Source organism: Gramella sp. MT6, assembly GCF_019357415.1.
GTDB lineage: Bacteria > Bacteroidota > Bacteroidia > Flavobacteriales > Flavobacteriaceae > Christiangramia.
Window position 1 is genome coordinate 1,606,897 of sequence record NZ_CP048410.1, and the last position, 21,001, is coordinate 1,627,897.

Here is a 21,001-nt window from a genome sequence, read left to right on the forward strand (position 1 = left end):
TGAAATCATGGGAGTAAGTATTTTAAGAGATAAAAGTTATTCGTTTGCCCTTTTAGTTATTCAGAGGTATAAATCCATTGTTAATGAGAAGAAGGAATTTGTCTTAAGCAAGCAGGTTTTGAGAAGTGGGACGGCTATAGGAGCCCTAATTCGGGAGGCAGAGTTTGCCGAAAGTAAAAAGGACTTTATACATAAAATGAGTATCGCTTTAAAAGAAGCAAATGAGACTATTTATTGGTTGGATTTATTGAAAGATTCAGAGTTTATAGAGCATACGGTCTATGCAGGACTTCATAGTAATTGTAAGGAGCTAGTTGCAATGCTGGTGAGTACCATAAAAACAGCCAAGTCTAAAATTTAATAAGATGAAAAGTTCAAAAATAGAAATTATTGAGGTTCATCAGTTTGGAGGGTTTAAAAGTAAACACTTAGAAAAACACTTGATTTTATTATGTGTTTTTAGTTTTTCACTTTTCACTTTTCATTCAGTAAATGCTCAAAACCTTGATACATACCAAAACCAGGCCCTACAGAATAATCCTGAAATTCAGTCTATGAACTCTTCTGTAGAAATCGCCAGGGAAAGGATCAACGAAGTGAATTCGATTCCAGACACAGAGTTTGGTTTTGGATATTTTGTAAGTGAACCTGAAACCAGAACAGGTCCGCAGAAATTAAGGGTTTCTGTAAAACAAATGCTGCCCTGGTTTGGTACCATAGATTCCAGAAAGGAATATGCAGGTTATATGGTGAGTGTGGAAGAAGCCGATCTTGAGATCGCCAGAAGAAAATTGCGGCTGAATGTTTCTCAATTGTATTATGAAATTTATGAATTGCAGGAAAAGGTTGAAGTCCTGGAGGAAAATATACAATTACTCGAAATCTACAGGACCATGGCTTTGAATTCTGTTGAAGTTGGAAAAGCATCTGCCGTAGAAGTTCTTCGGCTTAAGATGAGGCAAAATGACCTTGTTGAAAAGAAAAAGAATCTCCAGCTAAATATAGAAGTGAAGGAAACAGAATTCAATAATCTTCTGAATATAAATGATGATGCTGAAATACTGGTGCAGGATACTTTGCTAATACCAATTGAAAGTTCTGAGAATATAAATCTTTCTATCCATCCTGAACTACAGAAATTCGACCGTTTCGCAGAAAGCATTGAAGCTTCAGAGCAGGTGAATCTGCAGGAAGCAGCTCCAAAATTAGGATTGGGAGTGGATTACATTAGTGTTCAAGAAAGGACCGACATGAATTTTTCGGATAACGGAAAAGATATTCTTATGCCTATGCTGTCCATTTCGGTGCCGATATTCAATAAAAAATATCGCTCTGTTACTAAACAGAATGAACTTAGACAGGAACAGATATCTTCCAATAGGAACTTAAGGCTGAATGAGCTGGAAAGCAGTTTAAGATCTGCCTTAAATGAGCGTGCTTCAGCAAGGATAAAGTTTGAAGCCCAGGCCGACAATTTGGGTCAGGCGAAAGATGCTGAAGACCTGTTATTGAAACAATATGAAACCGGAACCATAGATTTTGATGATGTTCTGGATATTCAGGAAATACAATTGCAAATACAAATGAATTTAATTGAAGCGGTAAGCACCTGGTTTAAAAAGGATGCCATCGTGGAGTACCTCACCGTTAATAATTTATAAGATGAAAAAATATATAATTTATATACTGATCCTTATCGCAGGCCTGGTACTGGGATATGTTATTTTCAATAACAATGAAACTGAGGAAGCCCATGAACACCAGGAGGCTGAAACGGAACAGATGTGGACCTGTTCCATGCATCCGCAGATCATGCAGCCTGAACCTGGGGATTGCCCAATTTGTGGTATGGACCTTATACCTGCAGAAAGTGGTTCTCAAGGCCTGGCAGCGAACGAATTGAGTATGACCGATAATGCCATGAAACTTGCTAATATTCAAACCACGGTGGTAGGAACAGGTAATGGAATAGATGGTAAGATCACCCTTTCCGGAAAGATAGAGTTGAATGACGACCTTAACGCGGCAATGCCAGCTCATTTTGATGGGAGAATAGAGAAACTTTACGTGAATACCGTAGGAGACAGGGTGAGTATGGGACAACCAATTGCAAGTGTGTATTCTCCTGAACTCGTTGCAGCACAACAGGAACTGATCACGGCTGCAAAATTGAAAAATTCCCAACCGGGACTATATAACGCGGTTAGAAATAAATTCAGGAACTGGGAAATTAGTAATGAGGTTCTGGACGAGGTGGAAAGAACCGGTAATGTGAAAAGCTCTTTTCCTATCTATTCACATGTTAATGGAACCGTAACACAGATCATGGTTGAAGAAGGATCCCATATTGTAGATGGAATGCCAATTTTAAAGGTTTCAAATCTGAATTCGGTATGGGCAGTTTTCGACGCTTATGAATCCCAGATATCAAATCTTGATGAAGGACAAACGCTAAATATTTCGGTAAACGCTGTTCCCAATGAAAACTTCAAGGGAAAGATCTCCTTTATAGATCCAATTTTGAATAGTGAATCCAGAACTGTTGAAGTTAGAGTTGTGATAAATAACAAGGATAATAAACTGAAACCCGGAATGTTCGCCCAGGCAGAAGTAGAAACAAGCCAGGTTACAAACATGGAAACTCTGGAGGTTCCCAGAAGTGCAGTTATGTGGACAGGTGAACGTTCTTTGGTTTACGTGAAGACAAATCCAAATGAACCGGTATTCGAAATGCGGGAAGTTACTCTGGGGAATTCTTCAGGCGAAACCTACCAGGTTTTGAGCGGACTGGAAAGCGGGGAAGAAATTGTTACTAATGGAACCTTTACCGTAGATGCAGCGGCACAGCTTCAGGGAAAAAGATCGATGATGAACAATCCCGAGAACCAGAAGAAGCAGGCTATGAATATGGAGATGGAACTTCCGGAAGATTTTCAGAAGAAATTTGTAAAAACTCTGGACGGTTATTTTGAACTTAAAGATGCTCTTGTGAATTCTAATGCTGCCCAGGCTATGGATGCAGCAAAGGTTTCTTTAAAAGCAATGCCTGAAGCTGATCTGCAGGGAATGGCAGGAGCTCATTTGAAAAAAGTAAAAGAAATGTTGGAGGCGATCTCCTCCAATCAGAATCTGGAAAATCAAAGAGCGCACTTTGTGATCCTGTCTGAAAATATGATCGCTATTACTGCCAATATCGACAGTATAGGTAATACAATTTACATACAGCACTGCCCAATGGCAAACTCTAATAAGGGAGCAGACTGGCTAAGCCTTTCTTCAGAAGTTAGAAATCCCTATTACGGAGATGCGATGCTAACTTGTGGGGAAGTGACAGCACAAATAGACTAAAGGTGTTATTTATAATGGCTTTAACAGGCTTAAAATAGGCAAGTATTAATTTTAATATCAACATAACCAAAACCAACCAAAATTATGGATTCTAAACACGATAAACAGGAAGACAAGAGCGGTAGCAATTATACCAGATTCTTTTTAATGCTGGGGTTATCATTCGTAGCGATGTACATCACCATGTATTTAAATACTTATGAAATAGACCATGTATATTTTAGCCTGACTCGTTTTTATATGACCTGTCTGGGTATAGCGGCAATGGCAGTAATTATGCTTTCGCTTATGCTGAAAATGTATAAGAACAGGAAAAAGAATATCGCGATCTATGCAGGAAGTCTTATTCTTTTTGTTGGAGCGCTTGGTCTGGTACGGGCCCAGCGTCCTATCATAGGGGATGTTTTATATATGAAAGCAATGATACCGCATCATTCAATTGCGATCCTAACCAGTAGAAGAGCAGATATAGATGACCCGGAGGTAAGAAAGCTGGCAGATGAAATCATTAAAGCCCAGGTAAAGGAAATTGCAGAAATGAAGAAACTGATCGATAAACTGGAAAACGAAAAAAAGTAACCAGAACCTATCAATAAGTGATACAAAATTAAAATGCACAAAATATATTCAGTCATTCTGGTTTTATTAAGCGCTATAAGTGTTCAGGCACAGCAGGAAGCTTCTGTGGAGGGAAATATAAATGATCTACCGGTACACGAGTATACGCTTACTATAGATCAGGAAATGGTGAATAAGGCAGGAAAAGAAGTGATGGGAATGACCGTGAATGGAACAATTCCCGGTCCTACCCTTGATTTTACTGAAGGAGAATACGCCGTGATCTATGTGCATAATAAGATGGATGTGGAAACATCTATTCACTGGCATGGAATCTTACTTCCGAATTTTTATGATGGTGTTCCTTATTTAACAACGCCACCTATTGAACCAGGAGAAACCTTTAAATATGAATTCGAGATCAAACAAAGCGGGACCTATTGGTATCATTCACATACCATGCTGCAGGAGCAAAGCGGGGTATTTGGTTCGCTGGTAATTCAACCAAAGGGGAAACCTGACGTGGTTTATGATAAAGAACTCGTTTTAGTACTGTCCGACTGGACCAATGAGAAACCTCAGGATGTTCAGCGATTTCTGAAAAGGGGAACAGAATGGTATGGAATCAAAAAAGGAACTTCCACGCCTTTAAATCAGGTGGTAGCAAGAGGAGCCTTTGGAGCACAGCTTAATTTCTGGAAGCAACGGATGGAAGGTGCCGATATCGCTGATATTTACTATCCCGCTTTTTTAATTAATGGGGAAGAAAGTATCGAATATCCTGAATTCAAACCCGGAGAGAAAGTAAGACTTCGCATAATTGATGGTTCGGCGTCTACTTCTTTCTGGATGACCTTTGGAGGAGAAACTCCAACATTAATAGCTGCCGACGGATTAAATGTGGTACCAGTAAAGCATAATAAAACCTTTATTGGTGTAGCTGAAACCTACGATTTCATTGTAGAAATTCCACAGGATAAAAAGCTGGAGTTCAGGATTACGGCGCAGGATGGTTCCGGAACGGCTTCTGCATATCTGGGAACAGGGGAAATCGCAAAAGCTCCTGAGATTGCCAGACCAGATAAAATTGAAATGATGCAGCAAATGGCCAACATGGATATGAAAATGGGTGCTCCCGCACTTAAATCTCATCCCGGGAAAGAAAATCCGCAGGAAATGATGGAAGAATGGGGAATGGAGATGGAAGAAATGGAAATGGAAATGGAAGGTATTCAGATGGATCATTCGAAAATGGATCACTCAAAAATGGAAATGCCGAAGGATTCTGTTATGAAGATGGACCACTCAAAAATGGATCATGGGAATATGAAAAAAGAATCTGAAATGGATCATTCCAGGATGAACCATGAGGGGATGGATATGCAAGAGGATATGAAAATGGATGGTATGGAAATGTTTTCAGAATATAATTATGACTATTTAAAGTCTCCTGAAAAGACCACGTATGATGAAGACATTCCGGTAAATAATATACTGCTGAATCTTACCGGAAATATGAATCGGTATATCTGGAGTATGAACGGGGTGCCGCTTTCAGAATCTGATAAAATAAAGATCGAAGGAGATGAGGTGACCAGGATCACCTTTAATAACCTAACGATGATGCATCACCCCATGCATTTGCACGGGCACTTCTTCAGGGTGATCAATGAAAATGGCGAATATTCTCCATTAAAACATACGGTAAATGTGCCGCCAATGGAGAAAATTACGATCGAGTTCTACGGAAATGAATATGGTGACTGGTTCTTTCACTGCCATATTCTTTATCACATGATGGGAGGAATGGCAAGAGTGATGAGTTATGAGACTGATAGGGATCCCAGATTAGATGAGTACCCCCTCTCGCACTTGCTTGCCGAAACCAACCAGTTCTATACCTGGGGAACCCTGGATGCGGCTTCGCATATGAGCACGTTAAACGTGACAAGTTCAGATATTCGCAATCAGTTCATGGTCAACGCCGAATATGGCTGGAACCAGAACCTGGAAGCAGAATTTACTTATGAATATTACCTCAATGACTGGGTGCGTCTTTTTGGAGGGGTAAATGTGGAAAACGAACTGGAAGATAGTCTGGATGAATTAAGTACTACCGCAATTGGAGGGATTCGATATTTTACTCCATATATGTTTCAACTTGATGTGAGATTAGATAATAAATTAAGACCTCAGATTAGCCTCGAGCGGGAGATCATGATCTTTCCAAGGCTGATCTTGTTTGGAGAGTATGAATTTCAAGCAGATTTTGGCTGGGTGAACGATTTGGAACCTGGAAAAAATTTCGAAGAGGAACAGGTCTGGAATGCCGGTTTTGAATATTTATTGAGTAAGAATTTTTCACTGATGGGTAGTTATGATAATCGTTTTGGTGCTGGAGGAGGATTAACAATAAGATTTTAATTGAATAATAATGGTTAAAAGAAAAACCGCTTTAAATATTAGAAAAGCCCACCGATATCTCGGGATCTTTATCGGTTTGCAGTTCATTATGTGGACGGTAAGTGGTCTTTATTTTAGCTGGACAGATCTTGATGAGATCCATGGAGACCAGTTCAAAAAAGAAGAACCAATACAATCATCATTTTCAGATCTAAAAAGTCCCACGAAACTGCATCCTGAATTGAATGTGACTTCGGTAAAGTTACAGGAGATCTCGGGACAGCCGTTTTATTATGTGAATGAAAAGATCCTGATGGATGCCCTTAATGGAGAAATCATAGAAGAGATCAATGAACAACAGGCGCTTGATATAGCCTCCCGACATATGAAAGCAGATCTGAAAGTTTCGGGAATAGAAAGGATCACTGAAACCGGGAAACACCATGAATACAGGGAAAGGTTGCTTCCGGCCTGGGTGATCTCCTATGATACCGATAAGAATCTTAAGGCTTATGTAGGAGCGCTCACCGGGAATTTTAATACGGTAAGACATCGTGACTGGCGATGGTTCGATTTTCTATGGATGACTCATACCATGGATTACGAGGGAAGAGATGATTTCAATAATCTATTGTTGAGAGGTTTTTCATTAATGGGACTTATAACCGTCTTAAGTGGTTTCTTGCTATGGTATATTTCTTCACCAACAGTTAGAAAGATCCTTAAGCCAGTTAAAAAGAATAAAAATTAACCTGTTATCAGGACACTTTAAATACGTCAAAAATCAATAATTTAATAATCGGAAAAATGAAAAGAAGAGTTAGAAGTTTAATTACAATGAGTTTAGTTGCAGGAAGTTTATTAGTATATTCCTGTGGAGATAATAAGAAAAATAATGAAGAGGAGGTATCAGAAGATCATATGGAAATGACCGAGTCTTCTCCAGAAATGGAAACTGAGGAAGTAGCAAATGCTGAATTCAGCAATGATACTATCAAAATAGCATTTGATGATTACCTGGCGATAAAGGATGCTTTGGTTCAAACAGATGCTAAAGCTGCCGGTGAGGCTGCTAAAGAACTTCAGGCATATCTTGAAACGAGTAATCCAGAGCTTGCCGGAATTGCAGGGAACATTGCTAAAGAAGAAGATGTAAACAAGCAAAGAGAAGTGTTTTCTGAATTAACTGCGGCGATGGATCCCGTACTAAAAGAAGCAATTTCTTCAGGAAAGATCTACAAGCAATTCTGCCCAATGGCTTTTGAAGGTAAAGGAGATTACTGGTATTCAACTTCAGAAGAGATCAGAAATCCGTATTTTGGTGATAAAATGCTGAAATGTGGTAGAGTAGATGAAACTATAGAATAAATTTTCAGAATATCCAGACTGGATAGATTCTGGTCTGGATGTTCTTATTAATATGAATTCCTTGGAAGAAAAGAAGATCAATATACGTAACGTTGTGTGTCAGCGATGTATCATGACCGTGGAGGAAATTCTTAATAGAATGAATATTCCTTTTAAGGAGGTTCGTTTAGGGGAGGCTATTTTAGCCCGTGACCTGGACAAGCGTGAAAAGATAGCCCTGGATAAGGAATTTGAGAAGGTTGGTTTTGAGATCATTCAGGATCGCAATGAGAAATTGATCAATAATATCAAGTCTCTTATTTTTGAAAAAGTATATTCTGAAGAGGTAACTATAGAAAAACTTTCGGGCCTTTTAACTTCAGAACTTAATTACGATTACAGTCATATCACCCACGTCTTTACTGAAAGTGAAGGCCAGAGCATTCAGAAATTTTATAATGCCGTTCGGATAGAAAGAGTAAAAGAGTTACTTAATTATGATGATTGGAGTATTGCCATGATCGCAGATAATTTAGGTTATTCTACACCGGCATATTTATCTACTTCCTTTAAAAATGCGACCGGGCTCACTCCTTCAGAATACAAAAAAATGCATGCCAGCGATCGAAAGACGCTCGATTCCATTTAATTAAGCCCGTTTTCTAGGGTTTTAGCATTTCTATATAACAAAGTTGTAGTTTGAATTCTTAATTTCCCGGAATACCAACCAATAACTATTTATGAGCTTTTTTTTGATTGCAGGTATCATCCTGTATTTTTCCATTGTCATAGATATTTTGCAAACCACTCTTTCCATGCAGGGAGGAGGATGGCTTACCAGTCGTTTTGCGCATTTTTTCTGGAAATTCTTCCTTATGATTTCAGGAAAGAATGGCAGTTCTAAAATATTATCCAGAACTGGTTATATTCTACTTATTTCTATTGTCTTGATCTGGGTGTTCTTTTTATGGATGAGCTTTGTTCTAATCCTGTATGGATTCCCGGGAGCAATTATAGATAGCACCACAAAAATTCCAGCTAATTTCTGGCAAATAGTTTATTATAGCGGGTTTAGTCTCTCTACCTTGGGAATGGGAGATTATGTGGCATCTGCAGATATCTGGAGAGTACTAACAAGTATTTATTCCTTTACCGGTTTAATTCTTCTCACCATGTCTGTCACCTATTTCATCCCGGTACTTTCTGCAGTGATAGATCAGCGAAAACTAGGTGTTAGTTTGAGTACTCTAGGAAGTAGTCCAGAGGAGATCGTGATCAGCTGCTGGAATGGAGAAAATTTTGATCCGCTTTTGAAGAAAGTAGATAAAATTTCAGATTCTATTATCAAGTATAGTCAGCAACACCGGGCCTACCCGGTAATTCATTATTTCCATAATAACAAGGAGAAAAATGCGATCATTCTTCAGCTTGCAAGATTGTATGAGGCTTTATTGATCATCTCCTTCGAGGTAAAAGATGAATTTAAACCTGGAGAAGGATCCATCAAGCCATTGCAAGTGGCTTATGAAAACTATTTCGAGGTCATAGCTGAGGTAACCCATATTGATCCCGCCAGGACCGATCCGCCTTTTTCAAATACCAGTCGACTTTCAAAGAAAAAAATGCTTGCAGAAATTGTTGAAGAGAAAAGCTATTCTGAAAATATATGCCGGAATCGTAAAATTTTCAAAACCCTTGTGGAGCAAGACGGCTGGAGTTGGAAACTTGTAGATACTAAAATATCTTAATAATCCATCAGTAGAGTTAAAATCATTTAAAACTGAAAGAACTTAGCATAATTTTAAAAGTGTGAAGTGGGGCTCATGCTTAATTTAGTGGTATAACCAATAAAATCAATAAGTTATGAGAAATGAGAAGTTAATAAGTGCATTGGGAAATTGCATTAACCACTGTAATTATTGCGCAGATGCCTGTCTTGATGAAGACAACGTGAAAATGATGACAGACTGTATTCGCTTAGATAAGGTTTGTGCAGAAGTTTGTTCTGCTCTGAATCAGGTTTTGGCTACAGACTATAAAGATGTAAAAGGCCTGGTGGAATATTGTAAAAAAGTATGCCAGGCTTGTGCAGATGAATGTGGAAAACATGATACCCAGCACTGTAAAGATTGTGCTAAAGCTTGCAAGGATTGCGTTGCAGCTTGCGAAAACTATTTAGCATAAATGAAATTAATTGCCTGGGGGACAACTAAAGTTCCCCGGCAATTTTATACTTTTTCGAAAGACTTTTCGATAAATTTGAATTCCTCTCTTTTTGCTGCCACCTACCTTAGCAGAAGTAAAATCTCCGTAACTTTCTATTTGGGGAGACAATTTTCAAAAAATGAAACATACATATAAAATAACCGGTATGAGCTGCAATGGTTGCAGATCTCATGTTGAAGAAACTCTTTCAAAGGTTGAAGGTGTTACTGGTGCTCATGTGGATCTTGAAAAAGCCGAGGCAGTTGTAGAGATGGAAAAGCATATTCCACTTCCAAAACTTGAAGATGCCCTGATTCAGGGTGGAGGTAACTACCACATAATGTTGCCTGAAGATTCAAAACATTCTTCAAAAAAACCTATGACACATACCTATAAAATTACGGGGATGACTTGCAACGGTTGCCGTAGTCACGTTGAGAAAACTCTCAACGGTGTTGAGGGTGTGATTGAAGCTTCAGTAGACCTTGAAAAAGCTGAAGCAAAGATTAGTATGAAAGACCATATTAAAGTTGAAAAATTTGAAGAGGCTCTACAAAAAGACGGCGGGAATTATCACATTATGATGCCGGGTGAAGAGCATTCAAAACATGCCGATCATTCCGATGAAAGCAAAAAAGTTACTGGTAAAGGTACAGGCACATGGTATTGCCCAATGCATTGTGAAGGGGACAAGACTTATGACCAACCGGGAGATTGCCCGGTATGCGGAATGGATCTAGTAGAGGAAGTCAGTGCTGCGACCAAAGTACAATACACCTGCCCGATGCATCCGGAAGTGATCAAGGATGAACCAGGAGATTGCCCTATCTGTGGAATGGAACTGGTGCCTATGGAACCTGAAGCCTCCGCAGAAGAAAAGGGGTATAAAAAACTATTGAAGAAATTCTGGATTTCGGTAGCTTTTACCGTCCCGATCTTTCTCATCGCGATGTCTGAAATGATCCCGGATAATCCACTGTATGATATGGCAGATATGAGAACCTGGAATTGGGTGCAACTAATACTTTCCCTTCCGGTGGTTTTCTATGCTACCTGGATGTTCTTTGAGAGAGCCTGGAGGTCTATAAAAACCTGGAATCTCAATATGTTTACCCTTATTGGTATTGGTGCAGGAGTTGCCTGGATCTTCAGCGTTTTCGGACTGGTATTTCCAGATTTTTTCCCGGCCCAGTTCAAGACCGAAATGGGAACCGTGCATGTTTATTTTGAAGCGGCAACGGTTATACTGACCCTTGTATTGATGGGTCAGGTTTTGGAGGCCCGTGCACACAGCAGGACCAATTCTGCAATTAAAGAGTTATTGAAATTAGCTCCGAATACTGCGGTAAGGGTTACTGATGGTAAAGAGGAAACAATTGCAGTAGATAAGATACAAAAGGGAGATATTTTAAGAGTGAAGCCCGGGGATAAAATTCCCGTAGATGGAATTATTAAAAAGGGGAAATCCAGTATAGATGAATCTATGATCACTGGGGAACCTATTCCGGTCGACAAGAAAGAAGGAGATAAGGTAAGCTCAGGAACCATTAACGGAAACCAGAGTTTTACCATGACCGCTGAAAAGGTTGGAGATGAAACCCTGCTTGCGCAGATCATCAAAATGGTGAATGAAGCGAGTCGATCTCAGGCGCCTATTCAGAAGCTAGCCGATAGGATCTCGGCTTATTTTGTACCAATAGTGGTTGTTATTTCTATACTTACTTATATTGCCTGGGCTATCTACGGGCCAGAACCAGCTCATGTATATGCCCTGGTAAATGCTATTGCGGTTTTGATCATAGCCTGTCCTTGTGCCCTAGGTCTGGCAACACCTATGTCGGTAATGGTTGGAGTAGGTAAAGGAGCAAAAAACGGGGTGTTGATCAAAAATGCCCGTGCTCTGGAAGAAATGAACAAGATCGATACCCTTATAATTGATAAGACAGGTACGATCACCGAAGGAAAACCTTCAGTCGAAAAAGTTGTTTCGGTATCTCCGGATTATACAGAAAAGGAAGTTATTCGTCTTATTGCTTCAGTAAATGCTCAAAGTGAGCATCCTTTGGCCACGGCGACCGTGAATTACGCAAAAGCTGAAAACATTGAATATGGAGAAGCTTCAGATTTCAATGCGGTGACAGGAAAAGGAGTGGAAGCGAAATTTGAAGGAAAGGGACTGGCCCTTGGGAATGACAAATTGATGCAGATGGAAAATGCTGAAATTTCCAAGGAGGTACAGCAAAAGGTTTCAGCGGAACAGGAAAAAGGAAAAACGGTTTCTTACCTGTCGGTAAATTCTATAGTAGTAGGTTTTGTTACTATTTCAGACAAGATCAAGGAAACGAGCATGGAAGCTTTGCATGAACTTCAAAAAGAAGGCATCAAAGTGGTAATGCTCACTGGAGATAATGAGAAAACGGCTTCAGCAGTAGCAAAGGAATTGAACCTGGCCGATTTTAAAGCTGGAATGATACCGCAGAATAAAATGGAAGAGGTAAAAAGACTTCAGGCTGAAGGTAGAAAAGTAGCCATGGCAGGAGACGGTATTAATGATGCCCCTGCATTGGCACAGGCAAATATCGGTATTGCGATGGGAACAGGTACAGATGTAGCGATAGAAAGCGCTGAGGTTACTCTAGTCAAGGGAGATCTAAAAGGCGTTTTAAAAGCCATAAGATTAAGTGAAAAGGTGATGAAGAATATCAAGGAGAACCTGTTTTTCGCACTCATTTATAATACCCTTGGAGTGCCAATCGCAGCCGGAGTGTTATATCCATTCTTCGGAATATTGCTTTCGCCAATGATAGCAGCATTAGCCATGAGTTTTAGTTCCGTTTCGGTTATAGGGAACGCGCTGAGGTTAAGGAATGCAAAATTGAATTAATAACATCACTCTGAAATTATTTCAGGGTCTAAAATAAACAAAGCTTAAGTCATTCTGAACTTGTTTCTTGAGCCGTTTGAGAAACTGAAAAAGGTTTAGCCTGACGAAAAATATTAGAAATAGAAAATTTAGATTATGCAGGATTTTTTAAGCAAATGGGGAGAAGCAGCCTATACGACCAGCGGATTTTTCTGGATGGCCTTATGGGCTTTCGCCCTGGGATATGTGATAAGTAGTTGTATCCAGGTTTTTGTAACCGAAAAGAAGATGCAGGAAACCATGGGAAAAGAAGAATCTAAAGGTTTATTACTGGGAACCTTTTTCGGGTTTATAAGTAGTTCCTGTAGTTTTGCGGCACTTGCTTCTACTAAAAGTTTGTTTAAAAAAGGTGCAAGTTTTGTTTCTTCTATTGCATTTCTACTTGCTTCTACCAATCTTGTTATTGAACTTGGAATTATCATCTCCATATTTCTTGGCTGGCAATTTGTAGTTGGAGAATATGTGGGTGGGATTCTTCTTATTCTTATCAGCTGGTTTTTAATTCGAATGATCAACCCTAAAAAACTGATCAAAAAAGCAAGGCAAAGATTGGATGAAGAAGATGACGACGATGAAAATTCAGATAAATCCTGGAAGAAGAAAATGAAATCTGAAACTAGCTGGGCCAAGGTTTCTCAACAATACGGAATGGAGTGGAAGATGGTCTGGAAAGACGTGACCGTTGGTTTTACCATTGCCGGAATTGTCGCTGCTTTTGTACCTGATTCATTTTTCCAAACGCTTTTTATTAATACCGGGCAGGGAAATACAGATTTTGGCTTTTTCACTATTCTAGAACACATAATTGTGGGTCCAATAGCGGCGTTTCTCACCTTTATAGGTTCTATGGGGAATATTCCCCTGGCTGCACTGTTATTCGGGAAAGGAGTAAGTTTTGCAGGAGTTATGGCTTTTATTTTTAGCGACCTTGTAGTATTCCCAATTCTTAGGATCAATGCGAAATATTACGGGTGGAAAATGAGCTTTTTTATCCTTTTCCTTTTATTTACCTCTCTAATTGGAGCTTCACTGGCTCTGCATTATGGTTTTAATTTATTCAATTTATTGCCAGATCCTTCTTCAGTAAAGGTCCAGGACAGTGAATATTTTAAGATAGACTACACTTTCTGGTTAAATATGGCTTTTCTGGCTATTTCCGGATTTCTCGTTTACCTGGGCTTCTTTAAAAGGGATGACGTAATGTTCATGAAAGAAATGGCTCCAAAAAGTAAAGCTCTGGAGAATACTCTGAAATATTTAGCCTTCGCCTGTTACCTATGGCTGGCCGGAGGACTTATAGTTAAGTTCTTTGTGAACTAAAGGAAAGTAAGGATTAGCAAAAATCTTTTTTTGGACAGAATAGAAAAAATGAAGTTTGTTAATAATGCATCTGCATTTCCCTGTCATGCATGGGTAGCCATTCCTCATATTGAGCTGGCGTAAGGATCTTTTTCATCTCGGCCATGAATTCATCCTCATAGGACTGCATTTTTTTCTTATGCATTTCACCGGCTTCATCTCCTTCGTGCATCATTTCTGCCATCATTTCCTTTTTATGTTGTAAGCGTTTCATCTGAGCTTCCTGGATCTTTTCTTTTTGTTCCAGACTTAGGCCAAGTCTGGTTGTGACTTTATCTGCATACATCATTGCATGCGCTTCTGTATCTATGTTTTCGCTTATATTATGAGTTTCATGATGCTTTTCCTTTACCTGAGCCATGGCGCCTAAAGAAAAGAAAGCAAAAAGCAGAACTAATATTATTACCCTTTTCATGATGTCGTATATTATTGGTTTACAGATACTTAAAGTTAAGTTAAATTGTTTTGAATCGAATGGTCTTTAACAAAAAAAGCTACCGCTTTGTGGCGGTAGCTTTTCTATCATTTATGTAATTGATCTTAGTTAACCGGATTTAATATCAGGTCGATTCTTTTCAGGATATCCTGTAAATGATAGCGGGTCAAAGTGTCTCCCGAGCGATATACAGAATTTTTGATCTGTCTTTCTAAAGTGCTTAGTTCACCTCGAACTACAGGTCTAATATCACTTTGAGAAACATTGATCTCACTTCTGGTGATCCATTCTCTCCATCTTGCAGGTACTTCGTCCTGTTCTTCATTCATCAGGTGTTCCATTCTTTCGATATAAGCTCGTTGAAGGTTTCTTCTATAACGATCTATACTCTGGCCTGAATACACTTCACTCCAGATACCTTTTCTCAATTCGGTCATCATATCCAGTAGAGTATAAGCATTTTTTCCATTGATCTCCTCGTTTTCCATTAACCTGGCCATTCTTCCAAAATCAAGAATATTGTTCAGGGTTCTTTGCTGCATATTTCTAATACGCTCCAGGTTCCCATCAAATTCGATCTTATTGAAGATGTCCTGATTGATCATCCACTCCGGGGTTTCAAAAAGCTGTTCCTGTAAGAAATCCATAGCTCTTTCCTGAGTCTCTTTATCTACATGAGTGTAAACAGCACCTTCCTGGTCATAGGTCTTGGAATATTGGTAAACACCACCAATATTAGCAGCTACATGACCCATATAGCGATTATATTGTGAAAGTACCTGCCCGTAAAGGTCATCAAGGTCTTCATAATCCTTACCCTCTTCAGCAGTCCAATCGATTAGGTTAGGAACAATTCTTTTAAGGTTTTTGATACCATATTCACTGGCAAGCATTGCATCATCTCCAAGATCTTCAGTTTGAGAACTTGGATCTATAATTCCTCCTCCTTGCTGTGCACCAAATCTATACATAGGATCGCCTGCATGTTCAAGTATCCAGTCATCAAGAATTTCTTTTTCTTCCTTTCCTTCTTTCTCCGGAATCGGGCGATAACCCCATTCTATCGCATACTTATCGTAAGGTCCTATATTCGGCATTAAGGCAACATCTCCATCTTCAGGCTGTGCTACATAATTGAAACGTGCGTAATCCATGATAGAAGGAGCCGTACCAAATTCTTGAGTGAATTCAGCATCTCTTAATTTCTCTACAGGGTAAGCAACACTACTTCCCATATTATGAGGTAAACCTAAAGTATGACCAACTTCGTGAGAGGAAACAAATCTTATCAATCTTCCCATTACTTCATCTTTGAAAGCAACATCCTGGGCTTCAGGATTAATTGCTGCAGTCTGAACGAAGAACCAGTTTCTTAAAAGGGTCATTACGTTGTGATACCAGTTTATATCAGATTCCAGGATCTCCCCGGAACGTGGATCACTTACGTGAGGACCATTAGCATTAGGAATAGGGGAAGCAAGATATCTAACTACGGAATATCTTACATCTTCCGGACTCCAATCTGGATCTTCTTCTACTGTTGGTGCATCCTTTGCGATAATTGCATTTTTAAAGCCTGCCGCTTCAAAAGCCACCTGCCAGTCTTCAATTCCCTGTTTGATAAAAGGAACCCATTTTTCAGGAGTTGCACGGTCTATATAATAAACGATAGGTTCTTTAGGTTCAACCAGTTCCCCGTTCTTGAACTTCTCCATATCTTCTTCCTTAACTTCAAGTCTCCATCTGTCAAGGTATTCTACGGTCTTACTTTTTTGGGCATCAAGACCATAATCGGTTTGTTCAGTAGTGAACCAACCTACACGCTCGTCATAATACCTTCTTTCCATAGGAACCTCTGGTAGCAATATCATGGAATTACTGAATTCCAGGGAAATTGAACCTGTACTTGAGTTAGATGGCGGTTCACCGGCGTTATAGGTTTTTACGTGTCTTATTTCAATGTTTTCAGGATAACTCCTAATGGTGTCAATATAAGATCTGCTCTCATCCAGCCTTGAAACCTTGAACCTTTTTCTGGTGCCGTCAGGTAATCCTAGTGCCTGAACATCCTTTGTATATAGGTCTGTTACTTCGATAACAGTAGATTTAGACAGGGAGTCCTTACCTACGGTTTTTACATCAAAAGTCTGAATAATTGGTTCGAAATTTGAATTTCTTACCGCTTCATGAACGGGTAGTGAATCTGCGGCATATACTTCATAAGATACCACGCGAAGCAAAACCTTATCACCTTTCTTCTGCCAGCGGTGAACCTGTGTATTTTGTTTTCCGCCACCAAAACCAATTCCGTTTGCAGTTTTGGCTATACGGGTAACCGTAAGCATTTCACGATTAAATAGGCTATCAGGGATCTCGTAGAAATATTTATCTTCTACTTCATGAACGGTGAAAAGACCCTGGTCGCTTTTCGCGTCCTTGGTGATAATTTTATCGTAGGGTTTAAGTCCGTTCTTATCTTTTTTGGAATCATCTGCGGAAGCAGTTTTGGTGTCCGATTTGTCCTGGGGCTGAAAAACAGCACAACCGGATACCGATAGGGAAAGGGCTAAAACCAGAAGCCTCAGGCTCTGTTTCTTGATCATAGATTTTAGTTTTTAATTAATAAGATCTTTTTGAAGGCAGTAATTTTCACCTGAAAATGAAAAAAGACCGCCGTTCGGCAGTTTTAAGACTATGAAAAATGGAAATGGTTTAAAAATTATACGGGTAAAATATCAATTTACAGGGATTTGCATTTTAGCGATACTCCTGTAATCATATTTAGGTTCATAATATTTCTCAAGGAAGGTACGGGACCAGAATGAATTCTTGAAAAGGAAGAGGGGGTCATTTAAAAGAAATCTGGTAATAAATGATAATTTTTTATGCCAAGTTTTTTATAAAGTCTTTGAACATCATTTCCAATGCCTAATTCCTCTGCGGCAATAATAGCGGCATTTCTCTGGCATTTTGATCCTTTATAATTTACTGCAATTCTTACCTTGAATCCATGTTGATAGAACAGGTCCTTGATCTTCTTATAATTCTGAAATCTTGACCAACCATCCATAAGTACCAGGAAAATATGAACAAAAGAAAAGAGAAAACAAATAAACCACAAGACCTGCATTATTTCCTGCTCATGAAATATACTACTGCGAAATAATCTCCAGAAAAAATATGATTCTGCCACGAACAGCCCTAAGGAAATATATAAAAGTTTACCCACCCTTAAATAGGAGATAAACAGGGGTGGTTGTTTTGGGAGAACCGGACTATCCATAAACCAATTTAATAAAAAAAGCTCTGCAATTACTACAGAGCTTTTAATTTAAAATGGATATAAGCTTATTAAACTTATAATTATATAGCTTTGATGTTCAGGTTTTCACCGTCTTTAAAGACATCTATCATCTTATGTTTTCTAAGGCCTTTTACCGCCTTGTCCCACTTTTTATTACTTAAACCTGAATGTTCCTTTACTGTATCAAGCTCATGAACGTTATTATCTTTCACTAATTTGAAAACAGCTTTTTCTTCCTCAGTCAATTCTACCTGTTTTTTCTCAGGTTTCATTTGAGGGAAGAATAATACTTCCTGTATAGATTGCTTATTGGTAAGGAACATGATCAATCTGTCCATTCCAATTCCAAGACCAGAAGTTGGAGGCATTCCATATTCCAGGGCTCTTAAGAAGTCATTGTCTATAAACATGGCTTCGTCATCACCTTTTTCTGAAAGTTTTAATTGCTCCTCAAATCGCTCACGCTGGTCTAAAGGATCGTTAAGCTCAGAATACGCATTCGCGACCTCTTTTCCGCAAACCATAAGTTCAAAACGCTCGGTAAGCTCAGGATTATCCCGGTGTTCCTTACAAAGCGGACTCATCTCTTTCGGATAATCTGTAATGAAAGTTGGCTGGATAAAATTTCCTTCACATTTTTCACCAAAGATCTCGTCGATAAGTTTTCCTTTCCCCATGGTATCATCTACCTCGATGCCCATACCTTTAGCAGCTTCATAAAGTTCTTTTTCAGACTTTCCGGTAATATCAAACCCTGTAAATTCCTTTATTGCATCGGTCATGCTTAGACGCTTATATGGCGCTTTAAAGTCGATCCTGTGTTCGCCAAAAGTAGCTTCGGTAGTTCCATTTACAGCAATAGCACAATGCTCAAGTAATTTCTCAGTGAAATCCATCATCCAGTTGTAGTCTTTATAAGCTACATAGATCTCCATGGCTGTAAATTCAGGATTATGAGTTCTGTCCATACCTTCATTTCTGAAGTTCTTAGAAAATTCATAAACCCCGTCAAAACCACCTACGATCAATCTCTTCAGGTAAAGTTCATTGGCAATTCTCAGGTATAATGGAATATCCAGCGCGTTGTGGTGTGTAACGAAAGGTCTTGCAGCAGCCCCACCTGGAATAGATTGCAGGATAGGGGTTTCTACCTCGAAATATTCTCTTTCATTAAAGAAATTACGCATCGCATTGAACAGTTTGGTTCGCTTTACGAAAACTTCTTTCACTTTTGGATTCACCGCAAGATCTGCATATCGCTGGCGATATCTCTGTTCTGGATCATTGAAGCCGTCATGCGTATTTCCTTCTTTATCAGTTTTTGGAAGCGGAAGTGGGCGAATAGATTTACTTAACAGGTGAAAATCCTTAACCATTACGGTCATCTCTCCAACCTGGGTTTTAAATAACTCACCTTCGATCCCTATAAAATCACCTATATCAAGCAGTTTCTTGTATACGTCGTTATATTTTGCTTTGTCCTCACCCGGGCAGATCTCATCACGATTAAAGTAAACCTGAATTCTGCCTTTAGAATCCTGAAGTTCAGCAAACGATGCTTTTCCCTGGATCCTTCTGGACATTAATCTTCCCGCGATCACTACTTTCTTACCTTCCTCAAAATTCTGCTTGATCTCTGAAGTTAAATGATCTACCGGATAAAGGTCTGCTGGATATGGATTGATACCGGCTTTTCTTATGGCCGTTAATTTTTCTCTTCTAATCTGTTCCTGTTCTGATAACTGCTGCATATAATTTTTTTTATGCATTCAACAAAAATGCGGATGCAAATATAGTGACTATCAGCCTGCCACACAATGCAATTAAAAGCCGAAATAATAATTCTATCTTTGCCTGAAAATTTGCTTAAATGAGTATCTGGCGAGTCATACTTTCTGTGTTATTTCCTCCGCTGGCAGTTTATGATAAAGGCTGCGGGTCAATATTAATAGTTCTCATCCTTACCTTACTGGGCTGGATTCCCGGAGTGATCGCTGCTCTCATAATTTTGAATAATCCGAAGTCTTAAGGCATGAATAAGAAAGTTGAAGTACAGAATTTAGGAGTCAAAGATTATAAGGAAACCTGGAATTACCAGGAAGAGCTTTTTAAGAATACACTTGAGCTTAAGATCAGGAATCGGCGTGAAGAGCTCGATCTGCCAACGAAGAATTACCTGCTTTTTGTAGAGCATCCACATGTTTATACTTTGGGAAAAAGCGGGGATATTGAAAACCTTTTGATCTCTGAAGCTGAACTTGAGGCTAAAAATGCTACCTATTATAAGATAAACAGGGGAGGGGATATTACCTATCATGGCCCCGGTCAGATCGTGGGTTATCCCATCCTGGATCTTGATAATTTCTTTACAGATATACATAAATATCTTCGACTACTTGAAGAAATGGTTATTCTTACCCTGGCCGAATATGGTTTAAAAGCTGACCGAAGCCCGGGAGAGACCGGTGTATGGCTGGACGTAGGAACTCCGTTTGCACGAAAGATATGTGCGATGGGGGTGAGGGCCAGTCGCTGGGTGACCATGCACGGTTTTGCACTTAATGTCAACGCCGATCTTGGTTATTTTGACAATATTATTCCATGCGGAATTAAGGGAAAGGCGGTTACTTCGCTGAATGTTGAGTTAGGAAAACAGAAAGTGGATATGGAAGAAGTTCAGCAAAAGCTAATGCAGCATTTTGCAGATCTTTTTGAAGCAGAATTAATTTCTGAATAAGGTTAGCTTAATTTTTCAAACCAATATTTTGAGCCAGTAATACTTCCTGGCTAGCCTCCTGGCAATAATACACAGCTCTCTTTGCCCTTTCCAGCCTGATGGTGGCCATGGTTCGGGGAATAAATTTTTCTTTTTTCAAAATCTTTTTTGCGTCTATTGCCTTTTTAATGATCTTTTCAGATTCAAAAGCGATCTCATTAATGATTAATAAATCCTCTTCACATAGAATTTCACCTTCATTGATCTGAAGATGATAATTGAAAATTTGCTCATACATATTAAAGGATCTTTCTACTACCGAATCTACAATTTTGATCCCGACCGCTCCAGACGGTCTTTTCATTTTTATTTGGGAAAGTAACTCAGCTGAGAAGCTGAGCA

At 39.2% G+C, this 21,001-nt stretch carries 19 protein-coding genes; 14 read left to right on the forward strand and 5 right to left on the reverse strand.

Going from position 1 to position 21,001, the window contains the following annotated elements; genetic code table 11:
* Nucleotides 1–7 precede the first annotated feature (7 nt).
* From G3I01_RS07215 to G3I01_RS07270, 12 genes are all read left to right on the forward strand, one after another.
* Nucleotides 8–361: a four helix bundle protein gene (locus tag G3I01_RS07215; RefSeq protein WP_219552356.1), complete on the forward strand. Its 354-nt coding sequence runs from the start codon at nucleotides 8–10 to the stop codon at nucleotides 359–361.
* A gap of 4 nt (nucleotides 362–365) precedes the next feature.
* Entirely contained in the window at nucleotides 366–1,661 is a 1,296-nt protein-coding gene (locus tag G3I01_RS07220) for a TolC family protein (RefSeq protein ID WP_219552358.1), read from the forward strand.
* A gap of 1 nt (nucleotide 1,662) precedes the next feature.
* Nucleotides 1,663–3,348, forward strand: a complete 1,686-nt coding sequence (locus G3I01_RS07225; RefSeq protein WP_219552360.1) for an efflux RND transporter periplasmic adaptor subunit — start codon at nucleotides 1,663–1,665, stop codon at nucleotides 3,346–3,348.
* 84 nt (nucleotides 3,349–3,432) lie between these two features.
* Complete coding sequence (locus G3I01_RS07230) at nucleotides 3,433–3,927, forward strand: DUF305 domain-containing protein (protein WP_219552362.1); 495 nt, start codon at nucleotides 3,433–3,435, stop codon at nucleotides 3,925–3,927.
* Between the two features lie 33 nt (nucleotides 3,928–3,960).
* Complete coding sequence (locus G3I01_RS07235; protein WP_219552364.1) at nucleotides 3,961–6,330, forward strand: multicopper oxidase domain-containing protein; 2,370 nt, start codon at nucleotides 3,961–3,963, stop codon at nucleotides 6,328–6,330.
* 10 nt (nucleotides 6,331–6,340) lie between these two features.
* Nucleotides 6,341–7,060, forward strand: a complete 720-nt coding sequence (locus tag G3I01_RS07240) for a PepSY domain-containing protein (RefSeq protein WP_219552365.1) — start codon at nucleotides 6,341–6,343, stop codon at nucleotides 7,058–7,060.
* A gap of 56 nt (nucleotides 7,061–7,116) precedes the next feature.
* Nucleotides 7,117–7,677, forward strand: coding sequence for a DUF3347 domain-containing protein (locus tag G3I01_RS07245; RefSeq protein WP_219552367.1), 561 nt, complete (start codon nucleotides 7,117–7,119; stop codon nucleotides 7,675–7,677).
* A 61-nt stretch (nucleotides 7,678–7,738) separates the two neighbouring features.
* Nucleotides 7,739–8,305 carry an AraC family transcriptional regulator gene (locus G3I01_RS07250; protein ID WP_257710827.1) on the forward strand — a complete coding sequence of 189 codons (567 nt, stop codon included), beginning with the start codon at nucleotides 7,739–7,741 and terminating at the stop codon, nucleotides 8,303–8,305.
* A gap of 91 nt (nucleotides 8,306–8,396) precedes the next feature.
* Nucleotides 8,397–9,404 (forward strand): potassium channel family protein, encoded by a 1,008-nt coding sequence (locus tag G3I01_RS07255; protein WP_219552371.1) that lies wholly within the window; start codon nucleotides 8,397–8,399, stop codon nucleotides 9,402–9,404.
* A 115-nt stretch (nucleotides 9,405–9,519) separates the two neighbouring features.
* Entirely contained in the window at nucleotides 9,520–9,840 is a 321-nt protein-coding gene (locus G3I01_RS07260; protein WP_219552373.1) for a four-helix bundle copper-binding protein, read from the forward strand.
* A 160-nt stretch (nucleotides 9,841–10,000) separates the two neighbouring features.
* A complete protein-coding gene (locus tag G3I01_RS07265) occupies nucleotides 10,001–12,745 on the forward strand; it encodes a heavy metal translocating P-type ATPase (RefSeq protein ID WP_219552374.1) in 2,745 nt (914 codons plus the stop codon).
* A 135-nt stretch (nucleotides 12,746–12,880) separates the two neighbouring features.
* Nucleotides 12,881–14,104, forward strand: a complete 1,224-nt coding sequence (locus G3I01_RS07270; RefSeq protein WP_219552376.1) for a permease — start codon at nucleotides 12,881–12,883, stop codon at nucleotides 14,102–14,104.
* 58 nt (nucleotides 14,105–14,162) lie between these two features.
* On the opposite strand, the gene G3I01_RS07275 is transcribed toward G3I01_RS07270, so the two are convergent.
* The 4 genes from G3I01_RS07275 to lysS all read right to left on the reverse strand — a co-directional run bounded on the left by G3I01_RS07275 (nucleotide 14,163) and on the right by lysS (nucleotide 19,634).
* A complete protein-coding gene (locus tag G3I01_RS07275; protein WP_219552378.1) occupies nucleotides 14,163–14,558 on the reverse strand; it encodes a hypothetical protein in 396 nt (131 codons plus the stop codon).
* Nucleotides 14,559–14,683: 125 nt separating this feature from the next.
* Complete coding sequence (locus tag G3I01_RS07280; RefSeq protein WP_219552380.1) at nucleotides 14,684–17,182, reverse strand: zinc-dependent metalloprotease; 2,499 nt, start codon at nucleotides 17,180–17,182, stop codon at nucleotides 14,684–14,686.
* Between the two features lie 248 nt (nucleotides 17,183–17,430).
* Nucleotides 17,431–17,862, reverse strand: coding sequence for a hypothetical protein (locus tag G3I01_RS07285; protein WP_257710830.1), 432 nt, complete (start codon nucleotides 17,860–17,862; stop codon nucleotides 17,431–17,433).
* Nucleotides 17,863–17,942: 80 nt separating this feature from the next.
* Nucleotides 17,943–19,634, reverse strand: a complete 1,692-nt coding sequence (gene lysS / locus G3I01_RS07290) for a lysine--tRNA ligase (protein WP_257710831.1) — start codon at nucleotides 19,632–19,634, stop codon at nucleotides 17,943–17,945.
* A gap of 119 nt (nucleotides 19,635–19,753) precedes the next feature.
* On the opposite strand from lysS, the gene G3I01_RS07295 reads away from it, so the two are divergent.
* Together G3I01_RS07295 and lipB are read left to right on the forward strand one after the other, a co-directional pair.
* Nucleotides 19,754–19,912 (forward strand): YqaE/Pmp3 family membrane protein, encoded by a 159-nt coding sequence (locus G3I01_RS07295; RefSeq protein WP_219552384.1) that lies wholly within the window; start codon nucleotides 19,754–19,756, stop codon nucleotides 19,910–19,912.
* 3 nt (nucleotides 19,913–19,915) lie between these two features.
* Nucleotides 19,916–20,620 (forward strand): lipoyl(octanoyl) transferase LipB, encoded by a 705-nt coding sequence (gene lipB / locus G3I01_RS07300; protein ID WP_219552386.1) that lies wholly within the window; start codon nucleotides 19,916–19,918, stop codon nucleotides 20,618–20,620.
* Nucleotides 20,621–20,627: 7 nt separating this feature from the next.
* Here lipB and G3I01_RS07305 read toward each other — a convergent pair whose 3' ends face one another.
* On the reverse strand, nucleotides 20,628–20,963 hold the full coding sequence (locus G3I01_RS07305) for a hypothetical protein (RefSeq protein ID WP_219552388.1): 336 nt from the start codon (nucleotides 20,961–20,963) through the stop codon (nucleotides 20,628–20,630).
* Between the last annotated feature and the right edge of the window lie 38 nt (nucleotides 20,964–21,001).

What these genes read in the sequence shown, in the direction of transcription:
- G3I01_RS07215 (WP_219552356.1), top strand. Translation starts at nt 8, where the DNA reads ATGGGAGTAAGTATTTTAAGAGATAAAAGTTATTCGTTTGCCCTTTTA.
- G3I01_RS07220 (WP_219552358.1), top strand. Translation starts at nt 366, where the DNA reads ATGAAAAGTTCAAAAATAGAAATTATTGAGGTTCATCAGTTTGGAGGG.
- G3I01_RS07225 (WP_219552360.1), top strand. Translation starts at nt 1,663, where the DNA reads ATGAAAAAATATATAATTTATATACTGATCCTTATCGCAGGCCTGGTA.
- G3I01_RS07230 (WP_219552362.1), top strand. Translation starts at nt 3,433, where the DNA reads ATGGATTCTAAACACGATAAACAGGAAGACAAGAGCGGTAGCAATTAT.
- G3I01_RS07235 (WP_219552364.1), top strand. Translation starts at nt 3,961, where the DNA reads ATGCACAAAATATATTCAGTCATTCTGGTTTTATTAAGCGCTATAAGT.
- G3I01_RS07240 (WP_219552365.1), top strand. Translation starts at nt 6,341, where the DNA reads ATGGTTAAAAGAAAAACCGCTTTAAATATTAGAAAAGCCCACCGATAT.
- G3I01_RS07245 (WP_219552367.1), top strand. Translation starts at nt 7,117, where the DNA reads ATGAAAAGAAGAGTTAGAAGTTTAATTACAATGAGTTTAGTTGCAGGA.
- G3I01_RS07255 (WP_219552371.1), top strand. Translation starts at nt 8,397, where the DNA reads ATGAGCTTTTTTTTGATTGCAGGTATCATCCTGTATTTTTCCATTGTC.
- G3I01_RS07260 (WP_219552373.1), top strand. Translation starts at nt 9,520, where the DNA reads ATGAGAAATGAGAAGTTAATAAGTGCATTGGGAAATTGCATTAACCAC.
- G3I01_RS07265 (WP_219552374.1), top strand. Translation starts at nt 10,001, where the DNA reads ATGAAACATACATATAAAATAACCGGTATGAGCTGCAATGGTTGCAGA.
- G3I01_RS07270 (WP_219552376.1), top strand. Translation starts at nt 12,881, where the DNA reads ATGCAGGATTTTTTAAGCAAATGGGGAGAAGCAGCCTATACGACCAGC.
- G3I01_RS07275 (WP_219552378.1), bottom strand. Translation starts at nt 14,558, where the DNA reads ATGAAAAGGGTAATAATATTAGTTCTGCTTTTTGCTTTCTTTTCTTTA.
- G3I01_RS07280 (WP_219552380.1), bottom strand. Translation starts at nt 17,182, where the DNA reads ATGATCAAGAAACAGAGCCTGAGGCTTCTGGTTTTAGCCCTTTCCCTA.
- G3I01_RS07285 (WP_257710830.1), bottom strand. Translation starts at nt 17,862, where the DNA reads ATGGATAGTCCGGTTCTCCCAAAACAACCACCCCTGTTTATCTCCTAT.
- lysS (WP_257710831.1), bottom strand. Translation starts at nt 19,634, where the DNA reads ATGCAGCAGTTATCAGAACAGGAACAGATTAGAAGAGAAAAATTAACG.
- G3I01_RS07295 (WP_219552384.1), top strand. Translation starts at nt 19,754, where the DNA reads ATGAGTATCTGGCGAGTCATACTTTCTGTGTTATTTCCTCCGCTGGCA.
- lipB (WP_219552386.1), top strand. Translation starts at nt 19,916, where the DNA reads ATGAATAAGAAAGTTGAAGTACAGAATTTAGGAGTCAAAGATTATAAG.
- G3I01_RS07305 (WP_219552388.1), bottom strand. Translation starts at nt 20,963, where the DNA reads ATGAAAAGACCGTCTGGAGCGGTCGGGATCAAAATTGTAGATTCGGTA.